Raw genomic sequence first — 21,818 nt, 5'->3', positions numbered from 1 at the left:
ATACCGACAAGGTGTCTTTAGCTCTGCCTTGAATCCGCTTTGACCACGGTTTAGTGGCTTGGCGATGACCAACCGTGAACCCGTGCGCGTCGCTGCGCTCTACAAATTTGCGAGGCTGGGCGACTTCGACGCGCTGCGAGAATTGCGCACGCCGCTTGCCGCCTTCTGCTGCGGGCGCGGCATCAAGGGCACATTGCTTCTGGCGCAGGAAGGTATCAACGGCACGGTCGCCGGCAGCGAAACCGACATAGCCGACCTGATCGCTTATCTCGAGGCCATCGAGGGTCTTGCCGATCTCGAGGTCAAATACAGCACTGCCGCCGAAATGCCGTTCCATCGCATGAAGGTGCGGCTGAAGCGCGAGATCGTCACCATGGGCGTCGAAGACCTCGACCCGGCGACGGGTGCGGGGACCTATGTCGCGCCGGCCGACTGGAACGCGCTGATCTCGGACCCCGGCACCATCGTCATCGACACACGCAACGCGTACGAAGTGTCGATAGGCACGTTCGAGGGTGCGGTGGATCCACGCACGTCGAGCTTTCGCGAATTCCCGGCCTGGGTGGAAAAACACCGCGACCAACTCGACGGCCGCAAGGTCGCGATGTTCTGCACCGGCGGCATCCGCTGCGAAAAGGCGACGGCCTATGTGAAGTCGCTCGGCTTCGAGGATGTGTTCCATCTCAAGGGCGGCATCCTCAGATATCTTGAAGAGGTCCCGGCCGAAGACAGCCTGTGGCAGGGCGAGTGTTTCGTCTTCGACGAGCGGGTCTCGGTGTCGCATGGGTTGACCGAAGGCGAGGCCGAACTCTGCCGCGCCTGCCGGCATCCGCTGACGCCGGAGGACCGGCTGTCGCCGCATTTTTCCACCGGCGTGTCATGCCCGCATTGTTACGAGGCACGCTCGGATGAGGATCGCACCCGCTATGCCGAGCGCCAGCGCCAGGTCGAACTTGCGCAGGCGCGGGGCAGGGGACATATCGGCAGTTAAGTGCCGCCGACGCCCTGACTGGATCACCACACGACAGAATAGCGGTCGATCACCCACAGCCATGTGCCGTCGGCCTGCCGGCGCGCGACCTCTGAGGTTATCGAGCCGTCGGCAAGCCTGGTCGACGTCAACGCGAGGTCGCCGTTAATGGCCGCCGGGCGCTGCTCGCCGCGCTGGAACTTTCGTCCGCTCGCGGCAAAGGCTTCGAGCAAAGCGCGGATCGCCTCGTGGCCACGCGTCAATTCGGCTGCTCCGGTGTCGATGGCGGCATCGGGTTGGAACAGCGCCACCATGCCGTCAATGTCTCCGGCCCACTGCCGGTCGATCAACAAACGTTCCAGATCCTGCGGATCGCGCGCCGGTTCCCGGCCAGGTTGATCGGTCACGGCAAGGTTCCTCCCTCGGCAATGCGGCGGCGACATTAGCGCAAGCCGAGGCCGGTATCGACACACCGATCACCGATTTGGGGCATTGCCGGCGCCGATAGCAAAGCGCGTCTCCGTCATTGTAATGTCAGTGTGCGGGACCTACCTCTGCAACGTCCAAAACCTGCCCGTTCACGTTTGGCGCGGGCCCTTTTCTGGAGGCACCATGTTCGACCCCAAGAAGCTTCTCGACAATCTGCTCGGCTCGCAAGTTCCCGGCACAACCGGCACCGTTCGCGACAAGGCCGGGCAGGCTGTGCAGATGGCCAAGGACAATCCGCTGGCCGCCGGTGCGCTGGCTGCGGTGCTGCTTGGAACCGGCACGGGACGGCAGTTCACCGGCACGGCCGTGAAGCTCGGCGGACTGGCTGCGATCGGCGGTCTCGCCTACAAGGCCTACCAGAATTACAAGGCCGGCAATGCACCCGAGCAGGCGCCGGCGGCCGGCCAGCCGGAATTGCTGCCGCCGCCCGCCGACACCGGCTTTCATCCTTCACAGGCGCCACAGGGGGAGGACGAGTTCACGCTGACCCTGGTGCGGGCGATGATCTCGGCGGCCAAGGCCGATGGCCATGTCGATGACGCGGAGCGCCAAAAGATCGCCGGCAAGCTCAGTCTGGCCGGCATCGGCACGGAAGCGGAAAAGTTTCTGATGGCGGAGCTGGACAGCCCGCTCGACCTCGATACGCTGGTCGCCGGCGCCAAGACCGATGAGCAGAGGCTCGAGCTCTACACGGCGTCGCGACTGACGATTGACCCCGATACGCGCGCCGAACGCGGCTATCTCGACCTGCTCGCCGGCCGGCTCGGCCTGCCGGATGCGCTCGTCGATCATGTCGAGGCGACGGTGTCGGCGGCCAAGGTGCCGGTTCCGTCAGGCACGGCGCCGAACCCGCGCTGGTAGACAACGCAGCCGCGCGCCTGGGGCAGGGGGGCCGAGGCCGGAAAAATGCGTTAACGTCTCGTTTACCGAGGAAGCGCATGATTTTAGTCAGTCGGATCGGCTTTTCCTCCTCCCAAGCCCGGTTCAGATCAGGGGGCGGTCGCCAATGACCGCCCTTTTTGTTGGACCGATCACATAAAGCGCGTGGCGCTTCATGTTTTTGTCCTGATGCATGTCGTTCTCTTAGAACCGGGGCCACTTTTGAGCGACATGCATTAGTGTCCGGCTTGCCATGATCGCCCTCATTTGCGATGGGTCGGTGCATTCGGATGCACCCCGATCTGTGCCGGGGATGCGCGGCGCGCAGGAGCAAAATCCATGACAGCCCTCACAGAGAAAACCGCCATCGTCACCGGCGCCGGCACCGGCATCGGCAAGAGCGTCGCCACGGCGCTGCTCAAGGCGGGCTGGAACACGGTGTTTTGCGGCCGCCGCAAAGCGGTGCTCGACGCCGCCATTACCGAAGCCGGGAAAGCGGACGCCAAGGCGCTGGCAGTTGCCTGCGACATCAGCAAGGCCGGCGAAGTCGATGATCTGTTCGAGACGGTGGCCGCAGCCTTCGGCCGCGTCGACCTGCTCTTCAACAATGCCGGCATGAGCTACAAGTCGACGCCGATCGACGAGATACCGGTCGAGGTTTGGAACGATATTGTCGGCGTCAATCTCACCGGATCCTTCCTGTGCGCCCGCGCCGCCTTCGGCGCCATGCGCAAGCAAAAGCCGATGGGCGGCCGCATCATCAACAATGGCTCTGTGTCGGCCTATGCGCCACGGCCGGGCTCGGTGCCCTACACCGCGACCAAGCACGCCATATCGGGGCTGACCAAGACGCTGGCGCTCGACGGCCGGCCCTATGATATCGCCTGCGGCCAGATCGACATAGGCAACGCGCTGACCGATATGGCGCATGCCATGACGGTCGGCGTGCCGCAAGCCAATGGCACCATCGCCGCCGAAGCGGTGATGGACGTCCAGCGCGTCGCCGACGCCGTCGTCCACATGGCCAGCCTGCCGCTCGACGCCAACGTGCTGTTCATGACGGTGATGGCGACCAAGATGCCGTTCGTGGGGCGTGGGTGAACAGCCGAAGGCCTACTTCTTCAAAAACGCCTCGATCCGCTCCAGCGCGTGCAAGATGTTCTCTTCGGAATTGGCGTAGGAAAGCCTGATGTAGCCTTCGCCGAGAATGCCGAAATCGGGGCCGCCGATCAGCGCCACGCCGGCCTCCTCGAGCAGTGCCGAGGCGAGCTTCTTGGCCTTCCAGCCGGTCTTCGAAACATTCGGGAAGGCATAGAATGCGCCTTTCGGCGTAATGCAGGAGACGCCGGGCAGCGCGTTCAGCCCCTCGACCACGATCTTCCTGCGGTTGTCGAAGGCGCGCATCATCTTGTCGACATCGTCCTGCGGGCCGTCGATGGCGGCGATGCCGGCGAACTGGCTCGGCGCGTTGACGCAGGACCAGCAATTGACCGCCAGCTTGCGGACCTTGTCGTAGAGATGCCCGCCCTTGTCGCCATTCGGCCAGATCGACCAGCCCATGCGCCAGCCGGTCATCGCCCATGTCTTCGACCAGCCGTTGAGCACGATCAGCCGGTCGCGAATTTCCGGAAAATTGAGCAGCGAAAAATGCGTCTCGCCGTCATAGGTCATGACGTCGTAGATTTCGTCGGAGAGGATAGCGACCTGCGGATGCGCTTGCAGCCCATCCACCAACTTCTCGATCTCGGCGCGCGGCGTGACGCCGCCGGTCGGGTTGGCCGGTGAGTTGAGGATTAGCAGTCTGGTCTTCGACGTGATCAGCGCCAGCGTCTCTTCTGCCGAGAAGGCAAAGCCGTTCTCCTCGCGGATCGGCACCGGAATGGGCGCGGCGCCGGTGAACTCGATCATCGAGCGGTAGATCGGAAAGCCTGGGTCTGGATAGAGGATCTCGGCGCCGGGTTCGCCGAACATCAAGATGGCCGCGAACATGGTCGGCTTGCCGCCGGGCAGGATCATTACATTCTCGGGCGAGACTTCGACGCCGGTAGTGGTCAGCGTGCGCCGCACCACCGCTTCGCGCGTCGCCAGCAGGCCATTGGCCGGGGTGTAGCCATGGTGGCCGTCGCGCAGCGCCTTGATCGCGGCCTCGACAATGTGCTGCGGCGTTTTGAAGTCGGGCTGGCCGATGCCGAGATTGACGATGTCGCGGCCCTGTTGAGCCAGTGCAGTGGCGCGCGCCAGCACGGCAAAGGCGTTTTCCTCGCCGAGGCGGTCGAAGGCCGAAATCGTGTGGAGCATTTTTCCCGTCCGTGTGGTTCTTGCTGTTAGGTCGCGTTTTTGTGAGCGTCTGCTCACAAAAGTCAAACGGATTGGAGTTTTGCGTGTCGGAAAATCTCAAAGATTGGCAAGCGCGTCCGCGGCCCGAGCGCAAGCCCATTGACGGCCGCTATGTCCGGCTCGAACCGCTGAGCGCCGAAAAGCACGGCGATGGGTTGTACGAGGCGTCGTCCGTGCCCGACATCGATGGACGCTTTGCCTGGCTGCCCGACTACCCGCCGCAAACCCGCGCCGATTTCCAGCCATGGCTGGACAAGGTCGAGGCGAGCGAGGATCCGCTGTTCTTCACCGTCATCGACAAGGCCAGCGGCAAGGTCGCCGGGCGACAGACGCTGATGCGCATCGATCCCACCTATGGCGTCATCGAGATCGGCAACATCTATTGGGGGCCGCTGATCTCGCGCAAGCCGGCAGCGACCGAGGCGCAGTTCCTGTTCATGAAGTATATTTTCGACGGGCTCGGCTATCGCCGCTACGAGTGGAAATGCAACAACCGCAACGAGCCGTCAAAGCGCGCGGCGGAACGGTTCGGCTTCAAGTTCGAGGGCATTTTCCGCCAGCATCTTGTGGTCAAGGGTGAAAACCGCGATACCGCATGGTACTCGATCATCGACAAGGAATGGCCGGCGCTGCGCAAAGCCTATGAGGCATGGCTCGATCCCGCCAATTTCGATGGCGAAGGCCGGCAGAAGCGGCGGCTCGAGGATTTCCGCGCCGAGTTCGGCGCGTAACAGGAGTTTTTTCCGATGGCGCACAGCCATGATCATGGTTCGCATGCTGGGCATGGCGCCGGCCACGTGCATGGCTCGACCGACAAGAAGCGTGTGCTGATCGCAGCCTGCCTGACCGCCGGCTTCATGGTGGCCGAAGTGCTTGGCGGCCTTTTGACGGGATCACTGGCGCTGCTGGCCGACGCCGGCCACATGCTCGCCGACTCGATCGCGCTTGGCCTTGCCTGGTACGCCTTCCATCTTGGCGGACGGCCGGCGACAGTGCGCCTGACCTATGGTTTCGGCCGGGTCAAGACGCTGGTCGCCTACACCAACGGCATCGCCATCTTCGCCATTGCTTTGTGGATCGTCTACGAAGCCTGGGGCCGGCTGATGACGCCGGCGCCGGTGCTGGGCGGGCCGATGCTGGTGGTGGCGATCGCCGGCCTTCTGGTAAACTTCGCCTCGTTCTTCGTGCTGCATGGCGGCGACCACGACAGCCTCAACATGCGCGGCGCCATCCTGCATGTGCTGGGCGACCTGCTCGGTTCGGCGGCGGCGATCGTGGCGGCGCTGGTCATCCTGGCCACCGGCTGGACGCCGATCGACCCGATTCTGTCGGTGCTGGTCTCGGTGCTGATCCTGTCCACCGCATGGTCGTTGATGCGCGAAGCCGCCCACGTCCTTCTCGAAGGCGTACCGGCAAGCCTCGACCGCGACCTCATCGCCAAGGACATTGCCGGCACCGTCAACGGCGTGCGCGAAGTGCATCACATGCATGTCTGGTCGCTCGACGGGTCCAGCAACATGGCGACGCTGCATGCCTGCCTCAACGATGGCGTCGATCCGCACCAGGCGGTCAGCGCCATCAAGAAGCGGCTCGCCGCCGAACACGGCATCAGCCACGCCACGGTTGAACCGGAATTCGGCCAGTGCGCCGACAGCCGTGACGAGCACGATCATGACCACGACCATGGTGCGCCACCGCATCACGGCCATTATCACTGACAGGGAATTTCATGGCATTGGCATCCGAGTTGACGAGTTCCCGCTGTGGTGGGACCGCATGATGGACCGCGACACGCGAAACGCGCTGATTGCCGCAGCCTGGATCATGCTGCTGTTCGGCATCGCGGCGTTCTATTTGCCGACCGTGATGCTGGCCGTCGGCAATGTCTCGACCGTACTTGCCGGCATCGTCGGCATCGCCTTCGTGCTGGCATTTTTTCTGGTGTTCTGGTTGCGGGGCCGCAACCAGAACAAGGGCAAATAAGAGGCTTTCGAAATGCGCATCCTGATTACTGGCGCCGCCGGCATGGTCGGCCGCAAACTTGTCGACCGGCTGGCCAAGGACGGCACGCTCAACGGCCGCAAGATCACCGGGCTCGACCTGCACGACATCGTGCCGCCGCAAGCGCCGGCGATGGATGGCGTCAGCATCGCCACGCATACGGGCGACCTTGCCGACGCCGGTGCTGCCGAGAGCCTGGTCGCCTCACGCCCCGACGTCATGTTCCATCTCGCCGGCATCGTGTCGGGCGAGGCGGAGGCGAATTTCGATCTCGGCTACCGCGTCAACCTCGACGGCACACGGGCGCTGTTCGACGCCGTGCGGCTGGCAGACTTTGCGCCGCGCCTCGTCTTCACCTCGTCGATCGCGGTGTTCGGCGCGCCGTTCCCCGATGTCATCCCGGACGACTTTCATCCGACGCCGCTGACCTCCTACGGCACGCAGAAGCAGATGAGCGAAGCGCTGCTGGCCGACTATTCCAGGCGCGGCTTCTTCGACGGCATCGGCATAAGGCTGCCGACCATCTGCGTGCGGCCCGGCAAGCCGAACAAGGCGGCGTCAGGTTTCTTCTCCGGCATCATCCGCGAGCCGCTGAGCGGCCACGAGGCGATCCTGCCGGTGCCGCGCTCGGTGCTGCACACCCATGCCAGCCCGCGCTCTGCGGTCGGTTTCCTGATCCATGCCGCCGGGCTCGACGGTGCCGCTGTCGGGCCGCGCCGCAACCTCACCATGCCCGGCGTTGCCGTCACCGTCGGCGAGCAGATCGAGGCGCTGGAGCGCACTGCAGGCGCCGAGGTGGCGAGCCTGATCCGTGAGGAGCCCGACGAGACGATCTGGGCGATCGTCAAGGGTTGGCCGACGCGCTTCGAGGCGCGCCGTGCAAGGGACCTCGGCTTCAGCGCCGAAAACAGTTTCGATGAAATCATCCGCGCTCATATCGAGGATGAGCTGGGCGGAATGATCGCGGGTCAGGCCTGACCCGCCGAGGTCACACAGCTCCGGACAGGCTCGCCGACAACAGCAACAGCCCGAACAGGAAGACGAAGGCGGCGCCGCCGATTTCGACGACTGTGTGGATGCGGTTGCCCATGCGGCCGTCGCCGGCGAAATAGACCGCCCAGTTCTTGGCGGTGACTGCGATCGTTGCCAGCGCCGAGACTGTGATGGCGGTTCCAATCGACATCGCCAGCACCGACAGCAGGCCGCCGAGCCACAGGCCGTTGAGCAAAGCGAAGCTCAGCACAATCAGCGCGCCGGAGCAGGGGCGGATGCCGACGGCGGCTACAGCCGACCAGGCCGTGCGCCAGTCGAAGCGGTCGCCCGACAGCAGCGCCGGATCGGGCGCATGTGAGTGGCCGCACGTATCACAGACCTCGCCGGCTGGGTGATCGTGAGCGGCGTGATCGTGATGAGCGTGGTCGTGATGGGAACGATCGTGTGTGTCGTGGTCGTGCGCAGCGTGATCGTGATGATCATGCGAATGGTCGTGATGCACATGCAAGGCATGCGAATGCGCATGCGCCGCGTGGCTGTGAGCGGCATGCGAATGGCCGCCATGGGAATGACCGGCGTGGGCTGCCGACAGGCTGTAGGCGGGCGCCTTGCCGAACCAGCGCAGGACCGTAGGCCCGAGCTTGCGCCACAGCAGCCAGGCGCCGAACAAAGTGACGAAGACATAGCTCATGATCTCCATGAACCAGGCTGCGTCGGTCATCGAGATGGCGGTGCCGCGCAGGACGAAATAGGCAAGCAGCATCACCAGGATCGCGGTCAGGCCCTGCAGCAGCGCCGAGACGAAGGACAGCAGGATACCGCGCCTGAGCGCCACTTCATTGGCCACCATGTAGGACGAGATCACCGCCTTGCCGTGGCCGGGGCCGGCGGCGTGGAAAATGCCGTAGGCGAAGGACAGGCCGATCAGCAGCCACATCTTGCTGCCGTCCTCGCGCATTGCTTTCATCGCCGTAGCCAATGCGCGGTAGAATTCCTGCTGGCGCAGATTGATCCACATCAGGATGTGGGCGAACGGGCCGGTGGTGGGCGCCATGCCGTCATTGACACCGATGCCGAGTGAGCTCTGGGCATGGGCCTGCCCGAGAAAGTGCGTCATCAGCAGGGCAGCGACCACGAGGCCGAATGCCAAACGCAGGGACGGTTTCATCACCGGATCTATCCTTCTGGCGGGCAATTCAGTTCGAGCTTGGTGGCGAAGATCTTGCTCATGTCGGTGCCTGTCGGGTCGTTGAAGAACGCGTCCGTCAGGGTCTTCTGGTTTTCCTTGATCGCCTCGTCTGGATCAGGCCGGATGACGCTCTTGGTGCAGTTCGAGGGCAGGCCTTCCACCGTGATGTTGCTATCCTCGGTGAAGTCGATCGCTGTGTAGAAGGTTGGATCGTAGACGCCGAAATCGATCCTGCCGGCGAGCTTGATCGGCACCTTGGGTTCGGATTCGAACAGGATGATCAACTGGTCGTTGTCGAAATTGGCCATCAGATGCGGTGGCGGCGTCATAGGCACGTCCTTGCCGTCGACGGTGACGAGCTGGAAATAGTTGAATTCGGCCAGCGAGGCATGAACTGTGTCGGCGACATCCTTCAGCTCCTTGTCGTCAAGCTTCAGGTCGGAGTTCTTGTCGAACTCCATCATCACCGTACTCGAAAACAGATCATCGAAACGCCAGAGGTGACGCAGCGCTTTCACACTTTGGTGATCCGGCGAGAGGATCACGTCGAGGCGGGCCTCGGCGAATACATGAGGATGCGCGCCAGCCGCTCCGACGGAGGCAAAAGTCGTCGCCAGGGCCGAAGCCAGCATGATTGCGTGCCGTTTCAGATGCATTCTCGGTCGCTGTTCCATCGGCCTCGGAGAGATTTCGAGAGGTTACCAGAAACGGGGCGAAATTGGGACCGCGGCACGGCAGGACCGGCTCAAGCGCTCTCGCGGTTCTTGAACCATTGCACCAGGAAATCGACGAAGACACGGACCTTGGCCGGAAGATAGCGACGGTGCGGGTAGACGGCGAAAATGCCGCTGCCCGACTGGATGCGGTCGTCGAGCAAGGACACCAGCAGCCCGGATGCGAGGTCGGGTGCGGCGATGAAATCCGGCAGGATGGTGAAGCCCAGACCCGACACGGCGGCGGCTCGCGCGGCCATCGGGCTGTTGACCTCGATCGGACCCGATACGTTGACACTGACTGGCTCCTCGCCATCGCCCCTGAAGCGCCAGTTGGCGAGCGAGCGGCCATTGGTGTCGACGATGCAGGGCAAGTTGGCGAGATCCTGCGGGCGCGTCGGCTTGCCGTGCTTGGCGATCAGCTCCGGCGAGGCGCAAAGCTTGATCGAAAACGGCCCCAGGCGGCGGGCGATCAGCGATGAGTTCTCCAGGCGCGAGATGCGCACGGCAAGATCGAAACCTTCCTCGACCAGATCGACAAAACGGTCGTCGAGATGGATGTCGAGCACGATGTCGGGATGCTGCTTGGCGAAGTCGATCAGCGACTGGCCGATCGGTGCATCGGCAAAGGTGCGCGCCGCCGACAGCTTGATCCTGCCGCGCACGTCACCGGAGGATTCGCGCACGGCGTCGGCCAGGCTGTCGACCTCGCGCACGATTTCCGAAGCGCGGCTGTAATAGGTATGGCCGGCCTCGGTCAACGAGAACTGCCGCGTGGTGCGGTTGAGCAGCAGCGCGCCGAGTTCGTCCTCGAGTTCGCGCACATATTTCGACAGCAGCGCCTTGGAGCGACCGATCTTGCGCGCGGCCGCCGAAAAGCCTTCGGCCTCGACGACGTCGATGAAGGCGCGCATGCGGGTCAGTGTATCCATCATCAAGCCTTTCGTGCCGCATCGAGAATTCGCCGGCCGAGCCGTATCAGGGCAATGTCGCTGCCGGGAGGACCGAGCAGCGAGAGGCCGAAAGGGGCGCCGTCAACCGAGCCCAGCGGCAGGGTGATTTGCGGAAAGCCTGAAAGACCCGAAAGGCACAAAAGATGCAAGGCCCTTTCGCGGTAGGCCTGGAGCTGCTGCGGCTCGCTTTTGACCAGAGGTGCGGGGCCTGGAACGGTAGGCAGGACAAGAAACCCGTCCTGGCCGAGCAGCGCGGCTAGCTCGGAGCGGAACGTCAAGCGGCGCACCGCCTCGGCCCGCGCGGTCTTTTCGTCGATTGTCCGGCCGAAACCAAAGCGCTCCTCGACGCCCGGCCCGAGATCGCGCTCGCCCGAAATGATCCAGGCGCCATGCTGCTGCCAGGCCTCGGCGGCCTGGAGGCGGCGAAAGCACCAGTAGAGCTCGTCGGGGAAGGAGGCGAAGCTGTACTCTACCGGCGCCGGCTCACCGACAAGACTGGCGGCCAGCGCTCTCATCCTGGCATATTCGGCTGCCTCGGCGGGGCCGGCCACGAAAGCGTCCAGCCAGCGGATCGAAAGCGGCCGGTTGAGCGGATGCTGATGCGGGTCGCGGCCAAGCAACAGCTTGCCGATCGTCTCATAGGTCTCGATGTCGTCGGCGAACCAGCCGAATGTGTCGAAGCTCGGCGCCAGCTTCATCGTGCCTTCGAGCGAAATGCGGCCATGCGTGGTGCGCAGCCCGATCAACCCGCAAAAGCTCGCCGGGGCGCGGATCGAGCCGCCGGTGTCGGAGCCGGTGGCGATATCGGCAAGCTTGCCGGCCACCGCCGCCGCCGATCCGGAGGACGAGCCGCCGGTGACGCGATCGGGAGCGGCCGGGTTCACCGGAAACGGAAAATGCGCGTTCTGGCCCATCAGCGAGAAAGCGAACTCGTCGGTCTGCGTTTTGCCGATGAAGCGCGCGCCGGCGTCGAGAATCATCTGCACGGCCGGTGCCGTGCTGGACGCGGCATGCGCCTCGTCGAACTTCACCGGATTGCCGCAACCGGTGCGGTAGCCGGCGACGTCGCAAATGTCCTTTACCGCCAGCCTGAGCCCGGCCAGCGGCCCCAGTTCCGCATTGGCGACCGGCATGCGGCGCAGGTCAAGAAAGGCGTTGAGCGGGCCGTGCGTGCCTGGCATCGTTCGATATCCGTATACAGTAGGCCCAGCATTGTTCGATGCCGGAAATTTTACAACCTGGGATACGATTTTTATTGATTGTGAAATCTTTCGATCTTATATCGCGCTTGCCCAAAGTCGCACGTGCCTGTGGGTGTCCGCCGATCCTCGAATGGTGAGGGAAATCGGTAAGGTAACTGGAGCTAACCCCTCCAGTCGGTCTAGCGGCCAACCGCCAGCCCGAGGACACCTTGAAGCAACGACGGTGCGGGCCTTTCTGGTGTTCTGCCGGTCGTCCAAAGACCGGGGTTACTGAAGAGGCACACCTTCATTGCCGGCAGTGCGGACGGGTCTCCCATCCAAGCCAAGGCAGACAAAGCGAACCGAGGCCGGGCAAGGCCAAGGTTCACCGCCGCGAGATGGCGTTTCATGGTTCCGGGGTCTCCACCGGCTGGTTCCATGGATTTCCGTCCCGCCTTTGTTTGACCGCGTGTTCGCGAGGCCGAAAGCCCCGCGTCCGCAGCCTTATTGCGCGCCGCAAGGCGTATATGGAGAGACCCCATGGCCACCCAGCGCATCCTTGACTTCCTCGCCACCCGACGTCCGTCCGGCCCCTGCCTCGTCGTCGACCTCGATGTCGTGCGCGACAATTTTCGCGCCTTCGAAAAGGCGCTGCCCGATTCCCGGATCTACTATGCGGTGAAAGCAAATCCGGCGCCGGAAATCCTGCGCCTGCTTGCTGCGATGGGCTCGTCCTTCGACACCGCTTCCGTTGCCGAGGTCGAGATGGCGATGGACGCCGGTGCGCCGGCGGACCGTATCTCCTTCGGCAACACTATCAAGAAGGAGCGTGACATTGCACGCGCCTACCAGCTCGGCATTCGGCTGTTTGCCGTCGACTGCGTCGAGGAAGTCGACAAGATCGCCCGCGTCGCTCCCGGCGCGCGCGTGTTTTGCCGCGTTTTGACCGATGGCGAAGGCGCCGAGTGGCCGCTGTCGCGCAAGTTCGGCTGCGTGCCGGCGATGGCCGTCGATGTGCTGCGCCACGCCAGGACGCTCGGCCTCGACGCCTATGGCGTGTCGTTCCATGTCGGCTCGCAGCAGACCGACCTGACGGCGTGGGACCGTGCGCTGGCCGACGCCAAGAAGGTGTTCGCCACGCTCGCCGACGAAGGCATCGTCCTCAAGATGGTCAATATGGGCGGCGGTTTCCCGACGCGCTATCTGCGTGACGTGCCGGCGGCCCAGGCCTATGGCCAGGCGATCTTCTCGGCGCTGCGCAAGCATTTCGGCAATGCGATCCCTGAGACCATCATCGAGCCGGGTCGCGGCATGGTCGGCAATGCCGGCGTCATCAAGTCGGAAGTCGTGCTGATCTCGAAGAAGGCCGAAAACGACAATGTGCGCTGGGTGTTCCTCGACATCGGCAAGTTCGGCGGTCTGGCCGAGACGATGGACGAGGCGATCCGCTATCCGATCGTCACCCGCCATGACGGTTCGGAGACCGCACCTTGCGTGCTCGCCGGCCCGACCTGCGATTCGGCCGACGTGATGTACGAGAAGACGCCGTATCCGCTGCCTCTGTCGCTGACCATCGGCGACGATGTGCTGATCGAAGGCACCGGCGCCTACACGACCACCTACTCGGCGGTCGCCTTCAACGGCTTCGAGCCTCTCCGATCCTACGTGATCTGACGGCTTCGGCCTTCAGATCACCTCAGGTGGACGTTTGCGTCCGCTCGGGTTCGCCTGTGGAACAAGCTCCGCTCGTGAAGGATCGCGGAAATGGACATTGTAAATTACATTGATGGTGCCGTGGGAATCTCCCCCCTCGAGGGGGAGATGGCAGGCAGGCCAGAGGGGGTCGTCTCGCGTGAAGCGCCGGCATCCCTCGTCCACGACGCGGTGTCGCGTCAGGTCGTGCCGACCCCCTCTGTCGCCTTCGGCGACATCTCCCCCTCGAGGGGGGAGAGTGCCCGCGCCATTGTTGTCGTCGCCGAAACTGCGGCAGACATTGCATCGCGTGAAGCGTTGCTCGATCGAGCCATGGGGCCGATGCGGCGCAAGAAATCGTCGGAGAAGCTGCGGCGTGGCCGCCGGCCTTCCGAAGGCCTCGCTTTTGTCGTGCGCGATGCAACCGGCGCGGTTGCTGGTACGGTGCGGCTGTGGGACGTGCGTCTGGGCGAGGGTGGCCCGGGAGCACTTCTGCTCGGACCGCTCGCCGTCGATCCGGCGCTGAAGAACGCCGGCATCGGCTCGGCGCTGATGCGCCATGCTTTGGCCGAGGCCGCGCGTCTCGGCCATGCCGCGGTGCTGCTGGTCGGCGATGCGCCTTACTATGGCCGCTTCGGCTTCTCGGCGGAGAAGACCGGCGCGCTCGCCATGCCTGGTCCGTACGAGCGGCACCGCCTGCTGGCGCTGGAACTGATCGATGGTGCGCTCGACGGCGCGCATGGCACGCTGAAGGCTGCAGGTCGCAAGCTCAAGGCACAGAGGCTGTCGCTGGCCGCCTGATTGTCCAAAAACAAACGCCGCCGGTCCTTTGCATTTCAGCGAGGGCGGCGTTTTGTTTTTGCGAAGGGCTCAGCCGATCAGTTGGCTGAGCGCCATGGCGACCGACATATCGCCTTCGACCTTTATCTTGCCGGACATGAACGCCATGGTCGGGTTGAGGTCGCCGGCGATCAGCGAATCCAGATCGTCGAGCGACAGCTTTATGGTGCAGTCGGTCGGCGCGTCGGTGGTCGAGACGGTTGCGCCGTCGATGACGATGACGCCGTTGCTGCCGGTATCGAACTTCACGGAATGTTCGAACCCGGCGCTCGCCACGCGCGACCTCATCTTCTCGGCAATATCCTGAACGCTCATGACTGTTCTCCTGGTCTCGTTGCGTTTTGCCGCGCTTCAGTGACCGGCCTCCGCCGAAGTCGCTGTCTCGCGCGTACCGCGATCCTGGTCGCTTGGCGCATATAGCTTCGAGTTGACGTAAACGTCAACGCGCGATGCGTCATCTCGTTTCAGTCGGAAGGAATGCGGCAGAGAACATTCGCCCTGCGACGAAGGTTAGTGTTCAGCAGCGGGCTTCGCCGCCTCGGCCTGGGCCGATTCCGCCGGGGCCGGTTCGGTCGGCGTGGCCGGATCCTTGCGGCGGCGCATGGCGTTGTCGCGGATTTCGTCCTTGGTCAGGAAGTTGACCTGGTCGATCAGCACTTCATGCACCAGGTCGGCGCCGACGCGGGCGTTGACGGTGTCGCGTATGGCCTTGCGGAAGGCATCGAGATCGATGGTTTCCTTCTTGGTGAAGTCGATCTGAGGATTGGAGTAGAGATAGGAATAGACCTGATCGGTCATCAGCGCTTCGGCCGGGATCGACATCTTCTTTATCTCGGCCGGCTCGACCGTGTAGACGAGCTTGGTGAGGAAATAGCCGTCGATCTTGGAATCGCGGATCAGCGGCACCGAGATGATGTCGGTCTTGACGTAGTCGAGACCACCCAGCATCGGTTTCGGCGTCTCGCCGACGCCGCGCTCACCGGCCGCCTGGAACGAATAGAACACCGCGCCAAGCGTGGCGGCGCAGATCCAGATCGCGGCAGCGATGAATTTGATCACCGGTTGTTCCCGCCTGTTGCCGAGATCATCAGCTCGCCCAACCGAATTCGCCGGCCGAATAGGTGCCGTCGGCTTCGGCGCGCTGAATGGCGTTCTTCAACAGCGTGGCGACTTCGTTGACCGCGTTGAGGTGGGCGAGGATTGCAGCCTCGTTTTTCGCGAGCTTCTGGCGCAGCCGCGCCAGACTGTCGCGATGCTGTTCCAGGAATTCGATCTCGTTGGCGCCCTTCATGGCGCGGGTCAGCTCATAGAGGTAGCGGCTCTTGCGGGCGTTGGAGGCCTTGAGGTCATAGCTGGTGTCGTTCTTCAAACCGGCCGTCTCTTCCTCGACCGCTTCCTCGATGCGGCCGATGATGGCGGCAAGGTTGCCCGGCCGTGCAAACGGGATCGGCGCTTCGGACGTACGCGCCGGCAGGTTGGAAGAGTATTTTGAAAAATCGGCCATTGAAAATCCTGGTCTAGATCTTGATTTCGGTTTTGATGGTCGTCTCGTCGCCGGTCATCGACCGTGCGGCCTTGCGCTGCAATTCCTCGACCAGCGAGGTGGACAGCCGGGTCTGCTGGTCGATCTCGGTCTTGTGCGGCCCGGTTGACACCGGGCCGATCGGCACGGTGCGCTTGCCGTCCTTGTAGTGGTCGGCGAGCAGCGATTTGGCGATGCCGATCCCTCCGCGCTCAGCCATGACGTCGGCGACACGCTCGGCAAGCTGCGATTTCCACATGTCGCCGGCTAGCCCCTTGCCGTAGACGCCCTCGGTGTCCTTGGGCAGCATGTTCTGGATGAAGGTCTGCAAGACCATGGCCTCGAACTTCTTGAATTTTCCCGCGGGATCGGCGCCTGCCGCGGCCTTGTCGGCCGTGGCACGCGACAAGATCGAGCCGGTATCCACCGAAGCCGCCATGTCGACCAAAAAGGCGCCGCCAACGCCGTTGGCCCGCTTGGCCAGCGCGGCACGGGCAGCCTCGATATCCGTCGGGTCGACGGCTCGGGCAACATCGAGAACGATGTCGCTGGGTGGAGAAATCGCCAAGAAAGTCCGCCTCTTTGCCGGGTTTCCTGAGCGACCATGCCGCAGCAAGCTTGTGGCAGGCTTGCCGGCTCGAAATCCTTCGCCGGATGCTAGGCATTGCTATCAGCAGCGGCAACTCCGGCTGGGTCGATGCGATCTGGTCGTTTGCGGTGGGCGCTGCCGGCGTCGCCATGGTCAGATCGTAGGTGGCGTAGGCGCAGAGGCCGAACACGGCGCCGTACACCCAACACAGCCCGCCGCACGGAACGAAACCGAACGCCGTCCGCAGGTGACCCGGCTCTAACTTCCGATTATTCCTGCCCTCGCCTCTGCGCGACCAGATCGAGCCGGTCGCGGTCGGAGCGTTCGCGTTCGTCCTGTCGGCGCACGTCCTTGTAGGCGCGCTCGACCATGTTGGTGCGCGCCGTCGCAGTGGCGATGAGCGTGACCTCCTGCCTGGCGCTTTCCAAGCTCGCTTCCTGCCGGACCAGCGCATTCGCGATGCGGCGATGGTAGAGGTCAGGGAACAGCACCGCCATCGACTGGTCGGCGTCGAAATGCTGGACTAGTTCCTTGGCCTCGGTTTCGGCGGTTGCCGCTGCCGCCAGGAAGGCCGCATGGCGCGTCTCGTGCAGGGCCTTCAGCTGCTCCTGCACCTTGACCAGTTTCTTCAGCCGTTCCTTGCGCGTGCTCATCTCACCTCGCCAGCGTCAGGTCGACAAAGCCGTCGACGAACAGCGACAGCATGGTGCCGATGGCGAAGTAGAAGATGATCATGCCGCCGGCGATGACGAAAGGCAGCGAGATGAAGTAGACCGGGATTTGCGGCGTCAGCTTGTTGACGAAGCCGATGGTCAAATTGACCAGAATGGCATAGGCGATGAACGGGCTGCCGAGCCGGATGACCAGGAAGAAGGCGTCCGACACCGTGTCGGTGAGATCGACCAGGGCGGCCTGGGGATTGAAGAAGACGTTGACCGGCGCCACCGTGTAGGAGGCGACCAGAGCGCGGATGATCTCGTGGTCGAAATCGAAGACGAAGAGCAGCAGCAACGCTGAAAACGAGATGATCGCGGCAAGGGCGGCCTGCGGCTCTGGCTCCTCGATGGCGGGGCCGCCGGTGCCGCCATAGCCGATCAGCATGGCGATGGCCGAACCCATGAAGCGCAGCGCCTCCATGTAGAGCCTCGTCATCGCGCCGATCAGCCCGCCGACCAAAAGTTCGGAGATGATCATCGGCGCCAGCACCTGCGGTCGCGCATCGACGAAGGGAAAGATCTTGTCCCACAGGAAGGCGAGCAGGCCACCGGTGGCGGCGATCGACACGAACAGCCGGACCTGGACCGGCACGCGGGCGCTGGACAGGCCCGGCATCAGCATGAAGCAGGCGCCGATGCGACAGAAGGCGAGGAAGGCGGCGATGACGACGCCTTGCGACAGTATGTTCACGAGATCGTCCCGAGCACCTTGATCTCGACGCCCTTGGCGATTTCGACATGGGAGAGAACGGGAAGCGTCGTGAACAGGCGCTCGATAATCATGCGCACATAGGGGCGAGCATCGGGCGCGGTGACGAGGACAAAACGCTCGCCGGCCTCGAGATGCTTGCGGATCGCCTTGGTCGCGTCCTGGCCGAATTCTTCCAGCTGGCGCGGGTCGATGTCGAATTCGCGCACCTCGCCCTTGGCGTCGCGCTTGAGGCTCTGGTGGAAGGCGAGATCCCAGCGGTTGCCGAGGCGCAGCACCTTGAGCATGCCGCCCTCGGAGAGATCGCCGCAGATCTGCTGGGCCATGCGGATGCGCACATGCTCGACGATCTGCTCGGTGCGGCGCACATGCGGTGCGATCTCGGCGATAGCCTCGATGATCAAATGCAGGTTGCGGATCGATACGCGTTCGGCCAGCAGCAGTTTCAGCACCGCCTGCAGGCCGGGATAGGAGATGTGCGAGGTGCAGATCTCGTCGGCGAGCTTGCGGTATTCCGGATCCTGGCGCTCGAGCAGCGCCTTCATGTCCTTGTAGGACAGAAGCTGTGGCAGGTTGTTGCGGATCACCTCGGACAAATGGGTGAGCAGCACCGACATGTTGTCGGCAAAGGTATAGTTCTCGCGCTTCAGATCCTCGGCGAAGGTTTCCAGCACCGAGAAGGCGCGCATGCCGAAGGCCGGCTCGCGGATTTCCTCGCCGGGGACGTCGGGCAAATCCCGGTTGCCGAGCAGCACCATGATCTCGCCGACGCGCATCTGGTATTCGGCGACGACGGTGCCGTGGACCTTGATCTGATAACTCTTCGGCGGAATGCCGAAATCGTCGGCGACGCGCACTTCCGGCACAACGAAGCCGTATTGCGTGGCAAATTTCTTGCGCATCTTGGCCATGCGGAACACCAGTTCCTGATGCGACACCAAGAGCCTTGTCGACAGCTGCTTGCCGATCAGAAGCTCGATCTCGGCGGTGGTCAGCGAAGCCTTGACCGAGTTCTTCTCTTCCTCGACTTTGTTGGCCTTCTCCAGATCCTTGATCGCTTCGGCGGCGGCAGCCTCGCGGTTGGCGCGCATCGGGATGACGTAGCCAAGGCCGGCCATGCCTGCAGCCAGCGTGAAGAACGGGAAGAACGGCAGGCCGGGCATCAGGCCGAGCAGGACGAGCAGCGAGGCCGCGACATAGAGCGCGCGCGGATGCGCGCCGAGCTGGCCGAACACCGCCTGGTTGGTCGAGCCGCGCGTGCCGCCCTTGGACACAAGCAGGCCGGCGGCGAGCGAAACGATAAGCGCCGGGATCTGGGTGACGAGGCCGTCGCCGACCGACAGTTTGATGAAGACATCGGCGGCTTCGCCCATGCCCATGCCGTGCCTGATGTAACCGATGGCGATGCCGCCAACGATGTTGATTGCGGTGATGATGAGGCCGGCAATGGCATCGCCGCGCACGAATTTTGAGGCGCCGTCCATCGAGCCGAAGAAGGAGGATTCCTCTTCCAGCTCCCGGCGGCGCAGTTGCGCTGTCTTGTCGTCGATCATGCCGGCGGACAGGTCGGCGTCGATCGACATCTGCTTGCCGGGGATGGCGTCGAGGGTGAAGCGGGCGCCGACTTCGGCAATACGGGTGGCGCCCTTGGTGATGACGATGAAGTTGACCACAATTAGGATCATGAAGACGATCAGGCCGATGACGAAATCGCTGGCCATCACCAGTTTGGAGAAGCCGGCGATGACATAGCCGGCGGCGTGCGTGCCCTCATTGCCGTGCGACAGGATCATGCGCGTGGTGGCGATGTTGAGCGATAGCCGCAGCATGGTGGCGATCAGCAGCACGGTCGGGAAGGACGAGAAATCGAGCGGCCGCTGGATCCACAGCGCCACCATCAGGATCAGCACCGACAGTGCGATCGAGAAGGCGAGGCCGATGTCGATGAGGAAGGCCGGGATCGGCAGGAATAGCACGGCCAGGATGATGACGATGCCGATGGCGAAGAAGACATCGCGGCCGTTCTTGGCCACTGTTCCTGTCGCTAAGCTTTCGCTGACGGCCATATCGTCCCCAATCACAAGCCTGCCGAGCACGCGACAGCCCTTCGAGCCTAACCGGTCAAGCTTGCGCGAGGGTGGGAGGACTGGTTACTTGCCAGGACGATAGAGGCCTTGAGGAGAGAGATCATGCTGGTGATCATCGGCACCATTCGCCTGCCGGCGGAACGGCTCGACGAGGCAAGGCCGGCCATGCAGCGCATGATACTGGGCAGCCGTGCGGAGCCCGGCTGCATCGAATACTCCTACGCAAAGGACGTGCTCGACGTCGGGCTCATCCATGTAACCGAGGTGTGGAGCGACAGGGCCGCGCTCGACGCGCATTTCCGCTCGCCTCACATCGCCGATTGGCGGGCGAGCTGGGCATCGCTCGGCATAGGCGAGCGCAACCTCATGCTCTATGAGGCCGGCGAGCCGAAGCCGATCTGAGGACCGGGCACAGTCAAGAAGGCGTGGGCCCAAGAAAGTCTAGCAGGCGTTGACCTGTCTGCAGGACCATCCGCCGCCATCGGTATCGTGGCAGTCTTCATAGCTGCCGTAGCAGGTGTTCGTCGAATTGCGATACCAAGGGTAGCCGCCAGGACAGCAAACATCTTGTTGTGCAGTCTGGATAAATTCCTTTGCCGGCCGGCTTTGGTTTTCCGGATTGCCTCCCGCCAAAAGAGACATCGGGTGTGACACAACAGACCTAACCGGCATATCCATGCTTGAATTGCTCACCGCAGACGAGCTCAAAAAAATCATGCCAACAGCTAATGAAAAAAATCCCCGCGCACTCATCTTCTCCTCCTTGAGGGAAATAGAGACGGCCAAAAATAACACAGCTGCGTCGATTGCGTAAGCGATCGCTCATATACCTCGACACGCTCGCGGGGAATTGAAGCGGGGGCGGCAAGCCTGACTGCGCCTCAGCGCCAGAATGGCGCCGCAAGCAGCCGGCACTATGTCGGCGTGCTGATCGTCGCCGAACTGCACAGCGATCCGTCCGATGGCGAGACCCCGGTGCTGGCGCTGGCCAAATTCCGGCATGCGGTGCTGGTGCCGACCATGAACGTCCAGTCGGCCGCCGAAACCTTCCAGCGCGCCGTCGCCGAGGAACTGGCGGTGGTCGAGGATTTCGACAACCGGGCCGTTGTCGGGCTTTTGACCGAGGGCCATCTGATGCGGCGCTACGCGGAGGAACTCGACAAGGCGCGGCGCGACCTGTCGGGCGAAGACTAGGCCTCGGCCGGCATCTTAAATGTCCCTACTCGGCGCTTGCCACGTGTACAGTGTCACTGTACAAATTGTTCAGTGGGAGAAAAAGACGGGATGAGCACCGACCAGGCTCCAGTCAAGAATGGCGTCGCCTCGACGGCGACGCATGCCCATCATATGCTGGGCCAGCGGCTGAAGAGCCTGCGTCTCGGCCGGCGGCTTTCGCTGCGCGAACTCGCAGAGCTGACCGGGACCAGCGCCAGCTTCATCAGCCAGCTCGAGCGCGGCCTGACCGGCGCCAGCACCGCCTCCCTCAACCAGATGGCCTCGGCCCTGGGCGTAAGCGTGGCGATGCTGTTCGAGGATAGTGCCGCCGGGCAGCGCGGGGTCTTGCTGCGGAGCGAGCGGCCGAGCCTGCCGCCCAGCGACGGCTGCCGCAAGATGCTGCTCTCGCGCCCTCCTTTGAGTGATATGGAAGTTTATATCGGCGAGTTCGACATTGGCGGCTCGACCGGACCCGCGCTCTACACGCATGGCGACGCGCACGAGATGCTGGTCGTGCTGCGTGGCATTGTCGAGGTCTCGCTCGGCGATGTCAGGCATGTGCTGGAAGAGGGCGACAGCATCGAATACGCGACATCGACAGCACATCGCTCAGAGAACATCGGTAGTGGCCGAGCCGAGGTGATGTGGATCATTGCGCCGCCGACTTCGGTGCGCGCCGAACTCGATCAATACAGGGCCTGGAAACCGCTCGCAGCCAGGTAGGTTCAATCCATGCGGGTCAA

26 protein-coding genes are annotated in these 21,818 nt (G+C 63.4%); 12 read left to right on the top strand and 14 right to left on the bottom strand.

The genetic code is table 11. From position 1 onward, the window contains the following. Positions 1 to 64: 64 nt before the first annotated feature. Positions 65 to 991: an oxygen-dependent tRNA uridine(34) hydroxylase TrhO gene (gene trhO / locus AC3CCE_RS05980; RefSeq protein ID WP_023817277.1), complete on the top strand. Its 927-nt coding sequence runs from the start codon at positions 65 to 67 to the stop codon at positions 989 to 991. 23 nt (positions 992 to 1,014) lie between these two features. On the opposite strand, the gene AC3CCE_RS05975 is transcribed toward trhO, so the two are convergent. Further along, on the bottom strand, positions 1,015 to 1,377 hold the full coding sequence (locus tag AC3CCE_RS05975; RefSeq protein ID WP_023817278.1) for a YybH family protein: 363 nt from the start codon (positions 1,375 to 1,377) through the stop codon (positions 1,015 to 1,017). Between the two features lie 205 nt (positions 1,378 to 1,582). Here AC3CCE_RS05975 and AC3CCE_RS05970 point away from each other — a divergent pair, with 205 nt between their 5' ends. Both AC3CCE_RS05970 and AC3CCE_RS05965 read left to right on the top strand, forming a co-directional pair. After that, the gene (locus AC3CCE_RS05970; protein ID WP_352498655.1) at positions 1,583 to 2,320 is read left to right on the top strand and encodes a tellurite resistance TerB family protein; all 738 of its coding nucleotides are present in this window, start codon (positions 1,583 to 1,585) and stop codon (positions 2,318 to 2,320) included. 357 nt (positions 2,321 to 2,677) lie between these two features. Continuing rightward, positions 2,678 to 3,439 carry an SDR family oxidoreductase gene (locus AC3CCE_RS05965; protein ID WP_023710952.1) on the top strand — a complete coding sequence of 254 codons (762 nt, stop codon included), beginning with the start codon at positions 2,678 to 2,680 and terminating at the stop codon, positions 3,437 to 3,439. Positions 3,440 to 3,451: 12 nt separating this feature from the next. Here AC3CCE_RS05965 and AC3CCE_RS05960 read toward each other — a convergent pair whose 3' ends face one another. After that, positions 3,452 to 4,636, bottom strand: a complete 1,185-nt coding sequence (locus tag AC3CCE_RS05960) for a pyridoxal phosphate-dependent aminotransferase (protein ID WP_023714028.1) — start codon at positions 4,634 to 4,636, stop codon at positions 3,452 to 3,454. Between the two features lie 83 nt (positions 4,637 to 4,719). On the opposite strand from AC3CCE_RS05960, the gene AC3CCE_RS05955 reads away from it, so the two are divergent. The 4 genes from AC3CCE_RS05955 to denD are packed head-to-tail and all read left to right on the top strand — an operon-like array spanning position 4,720 to position 7,654. Then, positions 4,720 to 5,406, top strand: coding sequence for a GNAT family N-acetyltransferase (locus AC3CCE_RS05955; RefSeq protein WP_023701049.1), 687 nt, complete (start codon positions 4,720 to 4,722; stop codon positions 5,404 to 5,406). Positions 5,407 to 5,421: 15 nt separating this feature from the next. Further along, positions 5,422 to 6,393, top strand: a complete 972-nt coding sequence (locus AC3CCE_RS05950) for a cation diffusion facilitator family transporter (protein ID WP_023714027.1) — start codon at positions 5,422 to 5,424, stop codon at positions 6,391 to 6,393. Between the two features lie 58 nt (positions 6,394 to 6,451). Further along, complete coding sequence (locus AC3CCE_RS05945; protein ID WP_023701051.1) at positions 6,452 to 6,658, top strand: hypothetical protein; 207 nt, start codon at positions 6,452 to 6,454, stop codon at positions 6,656 to 6,658. A gap of 12 nt (positions 6,659 to 6,670) precedes the next feature. Further along, entirely contained in the window at positions 6,671 to 7,654 is a 984-nt protein-coding gene (gene denD / locus AC3CCE_RS05940) for a D-erythronate dehydrogenase (RefSeq protein WP_023714026.1), read from the top strand. A gap of 10 nt (positions 7,655 to 7,664) precedes the next feature. Here the strand turns inward: denD and AC3CCE_RS05935 are convergent, their stop codons facing one another. The 4 genes from AC3CCE_RS05935 to AC3CCE_RS05920 all read right to left on the bottom strand — a co-directional run bounded on the left by AC3CCE_RS05935 (position 7,665) and on the right by AC3CCE_RS05920 (position 11,705). Continuing rightward, complete coding sequence (locus tag AC3CCE_RS05935; RefSeq protein WP_488377161.1) at positions 7,665 to 8,837, bottom strand: nickel/cobalt transporter; 1,173 nt, start codon at positions 8,835 to 8,837, stop codon at positions 7,665 to 7,667. A gap of 8 nt (positions 8,838 to 8,845) precedes the next feature. After that, entirely contained in the window at positions 8,846 to 9,514 is a 669-nt protein-coding gene (locus AC3CCE_RS05930; RefSeq protein WP_023701054.1) for a DUF1007 family protein, read from the bottom strand. Positions 9,515 to 9,603: 89 nt separating this feature from the next. Beyond that, positions 9,604 to 10,503: a LysR family transcriptional regulator gene (locus tag AC3CCE_RS05925; RefSeq protein WP_023701055.1), complete on the bottom strand. Its 900-nt coding sequence runs from the start codon at positions 10,501 to 10,503 to the stop codon at positions 9,604 to 9,606. 2 nt (positions 10,504 to 10,505) lie between these two features. Further along, on the bottom strand, positions 10,506 to 11,705 hold the full coding sequence (locus tag AC3CCE_RS05920) for an amidase (protein ID WP_023701056.1): 1,200 nt from the start codon (positions 11,703 to 11,705) through the stop codon (positions 10,506 to 10,508). A gap of 540 nt (positions 11,706 to 12,245) precedes the next feature. Between AC3CCE_RS05920 and odc2 the strand changes: the two genes are divergently transcribed. Both odc2 and AC3CCE_RS05910 read left to right on the top strand, forming a co-directional pair. Next, complete coding sequence (odc2, locus tag AC3CCE_RS05915) at positions 12,246 to 13,379, top strand: ornithine/lysine decarboxylase (protein WP_023671923.1); 1,134 nt, start codon at positions 12,246 to 12,248, stop codon at positions 13,377 to 13,379. A gap of 147 nt (positions 13,380 to 13,526) precedes the next feature. Further along, entirely contained in the window at positions 13,527 to 14,198 is a 672-nt protein-coding gene (locus AC3CCE_RS05910) for a GNAT family N-acetyltransferase (protein ID WP_352510395.1), read from the top strand. Positions 14,199 to 14,267: 69 nt separating this feature from the next. On the opposite strand, the gene AC3CCE_RS05905 is transcribed toward AC3CCE_RS05910, so the two are convergent. The 7 genes from AC3CCE_RS05905 to flhA form a co-directional block, all read right to left on the bottom strand. Further along, positions 14,268 to 14,552: an SCP2 sterol-binding domain-containing protein gene (locus tag AC3CCE_RS05905; RefSeq protein ID WP_023683274.1), complete on the bottom strand. Its 285-nt coding sequence runs from the start codon at positions 14,550 to 14,552 to the stop codon at positions 14,268 to 14,270. 195 nt (positions 14,553 to 14,747) lie between these two features. Further along, the gene (locus tag AC3CCE_RS05900) at positions 14,748 to 15,296 is read right to left on the bottom strand and encodes a hypothetical protein (protein ID WP_023683275.1); all 549 of its coding nucleotides are present in this window, start codon (positions 15,294 to 15,296) and stop codon (positions 14,748 to 14,750) included. A 28-nt stretch (positions 15,297 to 15,324) separates the two neighbouring features. Further along, positions 15,325 to 15,741: a hypothetical protein gene (locus AC3CCE_RS05895; protein ID WP_023671919.1), complete on the bottom strand. Its 417-nt coding sequence runs from the start codon at positions 15,739 to 15,741 to the stop codon at positions 15,325 to 15,327. 13 nt (positions 15,742 to 15,754) lie between these two features. Continuing rightward, a complete protein-coding gene (locus AC3CCE_RS05890) occupies positions 15,755 to 16,327 on the bottom strand; it encodes a rod-binding protein (protein WP_023747159.1) in 573 nt (190 codons plus the stop codon). Positions 16,328 to 16,617: 290 nt separating this feature from the next. Beyond that, the gene (locus AC3CCE_RS05885; protein ID WP_023751316.1) at positions 16,618 to 17,001 is read right to left on the bottom strand and encodes a hypothetical protein; all 384 of its coding nucleotides are present in this window, start codon (positions 16,999 to 17,001) and stop codon (positions 16,618 to 16,620) included. A 1-nt stretch (position 17,002) separates the two neighbouring features. Continuing rightward, positions 17,003 to 17,755 (bottom strand): flagellar biosynthetic protein FliR, encoded by a 753-nt coding sequence (gene fliR, locus AC3CCE_RS05880; protein WP_023691740.1) that lies wholly within the window; start codon positions 17,753 to 17,755, stop codon positions 17,003 to 17,005. Continuing rightward, positions 17,752 to 19,839, bottom strand: coding sequence for a flagellar biosynthesis protein FlhA (flhA, locus tag AC3CCE_RS05875; protein WP_023671908.1), 2,088 nt, complete (start codon positions 19,837 to 19,839; stop codon positions 17,752 to 17,754). Before flhA ends, fliR begins: the two co-directional genes overlap by 4 nt. Before the next feature lie 123 nt (positions 19,840 to 19,962). Here flhA and AC3CCE_RS05870 point away from each other — a divergent pair, with 123 nt between their 5' ends. Then, positions 19,963 to 20,262, top strand: a complete 300-nt coding sequence (locus AC3CCE_RS05870) for a putative quinol monooxygenase (RefSeq protein ID WP_352624299.1) — start codon at positions 19,963 to 19,965, stop codon at positions 20,260 to 20,262. Positions 20,263 to 20,301: 39 nt separating this feature from the next. Here AC3CCE_RS05870 and AC3CCE_RS05865 read toward each other — a convergent pair whose 3' ends face one another. After that, positions 20,302 to 20,613, bottom strand: coding sequence for a hypothetical protein (locus AC3CCE_RS05865; protein ID WP_352624297.1), 312 nt, complete (start codon positions 20,611 to 20,613; stop codon positions 20,302 to 20,304). 171 nt (positions 20,614 to 20,784) lie between these two features. Here AC3CCE_RS05865 and AC3CCE_RS05860 point away from each other — a divergent pair, with 171 nt between their 5' ends. Together AC3CCE_RS05860 and AC3CCE_RS05855 are read left to right on the top strand one after the other, a co-directional pair. After that, the gene (locus AC3CCE_RS05860; RefSeq protein WP_488377113.1) at positions 20,785 to 21,054 is read left to right on the top strand and encodes a hypothetical protein; all 270 of its coding nucleotides are present in this window, start codon (positions 20,785 to 20,787) and stop codon (positions 21,052 to 21,054) included. Positions 21,055 to 21,144: 90 nt separating this feature from the next. After that, positions 21,145 to 21,798 (top strand): helix-turn-helix domain-containing protein, encoded by a 654-nt coding sequence (locus AC3CCE_RS05855; protein WP_352624295.1) that lies wholly within the window; start codon positions 21,145 to 21,147, stop codon positions 21,796 to 21,798. Positions 21,799 to 21,818 lie beyond the last annotated feature (20 nt).

The organism is Mesorhizobium sp. P160187 (genome assembly GCF_057766425.1).
This window is presented reverse-complemented; position numbering and strand designations above follow the sequence as displayed.

What these genes read in the sequence shown, in the direction of transcription:
- trhO (WP_023817277.1), top strand. Translation starts at nt 65, where the DNA reads ATGACCAACCGTGAACCCGTGCGCGTCGCTGCGCTCTACAAATTTGCG.
- AC3CCE_RS05970 (WP_352498655.1), top strand. Translation starts at nt 1,583, where the DNA reads ATGTTCGACCCCAAGAAGCTTCTCGACAATCTGCTCGGCTCGCAAGTT.
- AC3CCE_RS05965 (WP_023710952.1), top strand. Translation starts at nt 2,678, where the DNA reads ATGACAGCCCTCACAGAGAAAACCGCCATCGTCACCGGCGCCGGCACC.
- AC3CCE_RS05960 (WP_023714028.1), bottom strand. Translation starts at nt 4,636, where the DNA reads ATGCTCCACACGATTTCGGCCTTCGACCGCCTCGGCGAGGAAAACGCC.
- AC3CCE_RS05950 (WP_023714027.1), top strand. Translation starts at nt 5,422, where the DNA reads ATGGCGCACAGCCATGATCATGGTTCGCATGCTGGGCATGGCGCCGGC.
- AC3CCE_RS05945 (WP_023701051.1), top strand. Translation starts at nt 6,452, where the DNA reads ATGATGGACCGCGACACGCGAAACGCGCTGATTGCCGCAGCCTGGATC.
- denD (WP_023714026.1), top strand. Translation starts at nt 6,671, where the DNA reads ATGCGCATCCTGATTACTGGCGCCGCCGGCATGGTCGGCCGCAAACTT.
- AC3CCE_RS05935 (WP_488377161.1), bottom strand. Translation starts at nt 8,837, where the DNA reads ATGAAACCGTCCCTGCGTTTGGCATTCGGCCTCGTGGTCGCTGCCCTG.
- AC3CCE_RS05930 (WP_023701054.1), bottom strand. Translation starts at nt 9,514, where the DNA reads ATGCATCTGAAACGGCACGCAATCATGCTGGCTTCGGCCCTGGCGACG.
- AC3CCE_RS05925 (WP_023701055.1), bottom strand. Translation starts at nt 10,503, where the DNA reads ATGGATACACTGACCCGCATGCGCGCCTTCATCGACGTCGTCGAGGCC.
- AC3CCE_RS05920 (WP_023701056.1), bottom strand. Translation starts at nt 11,705, where the DNA reads ATGCCAGGCACGCACGGCCCGCTCAACGCCTTTCTTGACCTGCGCCGC.
- odc2 (WP_023671923.1), top strand. Translation starts at nt 12,246, where the DNA reads ATGGCCACCCAGCGCATCCTTGACTTCCTCGCCACCCGACGTCCGTCC.
- AC3CCE_RS05910 (WP_352510395.1), top strand. Translation starts at nt 13,527, where the DNA reads ATGGCAGGCAGGCCAGAGGGGGTCGTCTCGCGTGAAGCGCCGGCATCC.
- AC3CCE_RS05905 (WP_023683274.1), bottom strand. Translation starts at nt 14,552, where the DNA reads ATGAGCGTTCAGGATATTGCCGAGAAGATGAGGTCGCGCGTGGCGAGC.
- AC3CCE_RS05895 (WP_023671919.1), bottom strand. Translation starts at nt 15,741, where the DNA reads ATGGCCGATTTTTCAAAATACTCTTCCAACCTGCCGGCGCGTACGTCC.
- AC3CCE_RS05885 (WP_023751316.1), bottom strand. Translation starts at nt 17,001, where the DNA reads ATGAGCACGCGCAAGGAACGGCTGAAGAAACTGGTCAAGGTGCAGGAG.
- flhA (WP_023671908.1), bottom strand. Translation starts at nt 19,839, where the DNA reads ATGGCCGTCAGCGAAAGCTTAGCGACAGGAACAGTGGCCAAGAACGGC.
- AC3CCE_RS05870 (WP_352624299.1), top strand. Translation starts at nt 19,963, where the DNA reads ATGCTGGTGATCATCGGCACCATTCGCCTGCCGGCGGAACGGCTCGAC.
- AC3CCE_RS05865 (WP_352624297.1), bottom strand. Translation starts at nt 20,613, where the DNA reads ATGAGTGCGCGGGGATTTTTTTCATTAGCTGTTGGCATGATTTTTTTG.
- AC3CCE_RS05855 (WP_352624295.1), top strand. Translation starts at nt 21,145, where the DNA reads ATGAGCACCGACCAGGCTCCAGTCAAGAATGGCGTCGCCTCGACGGCG.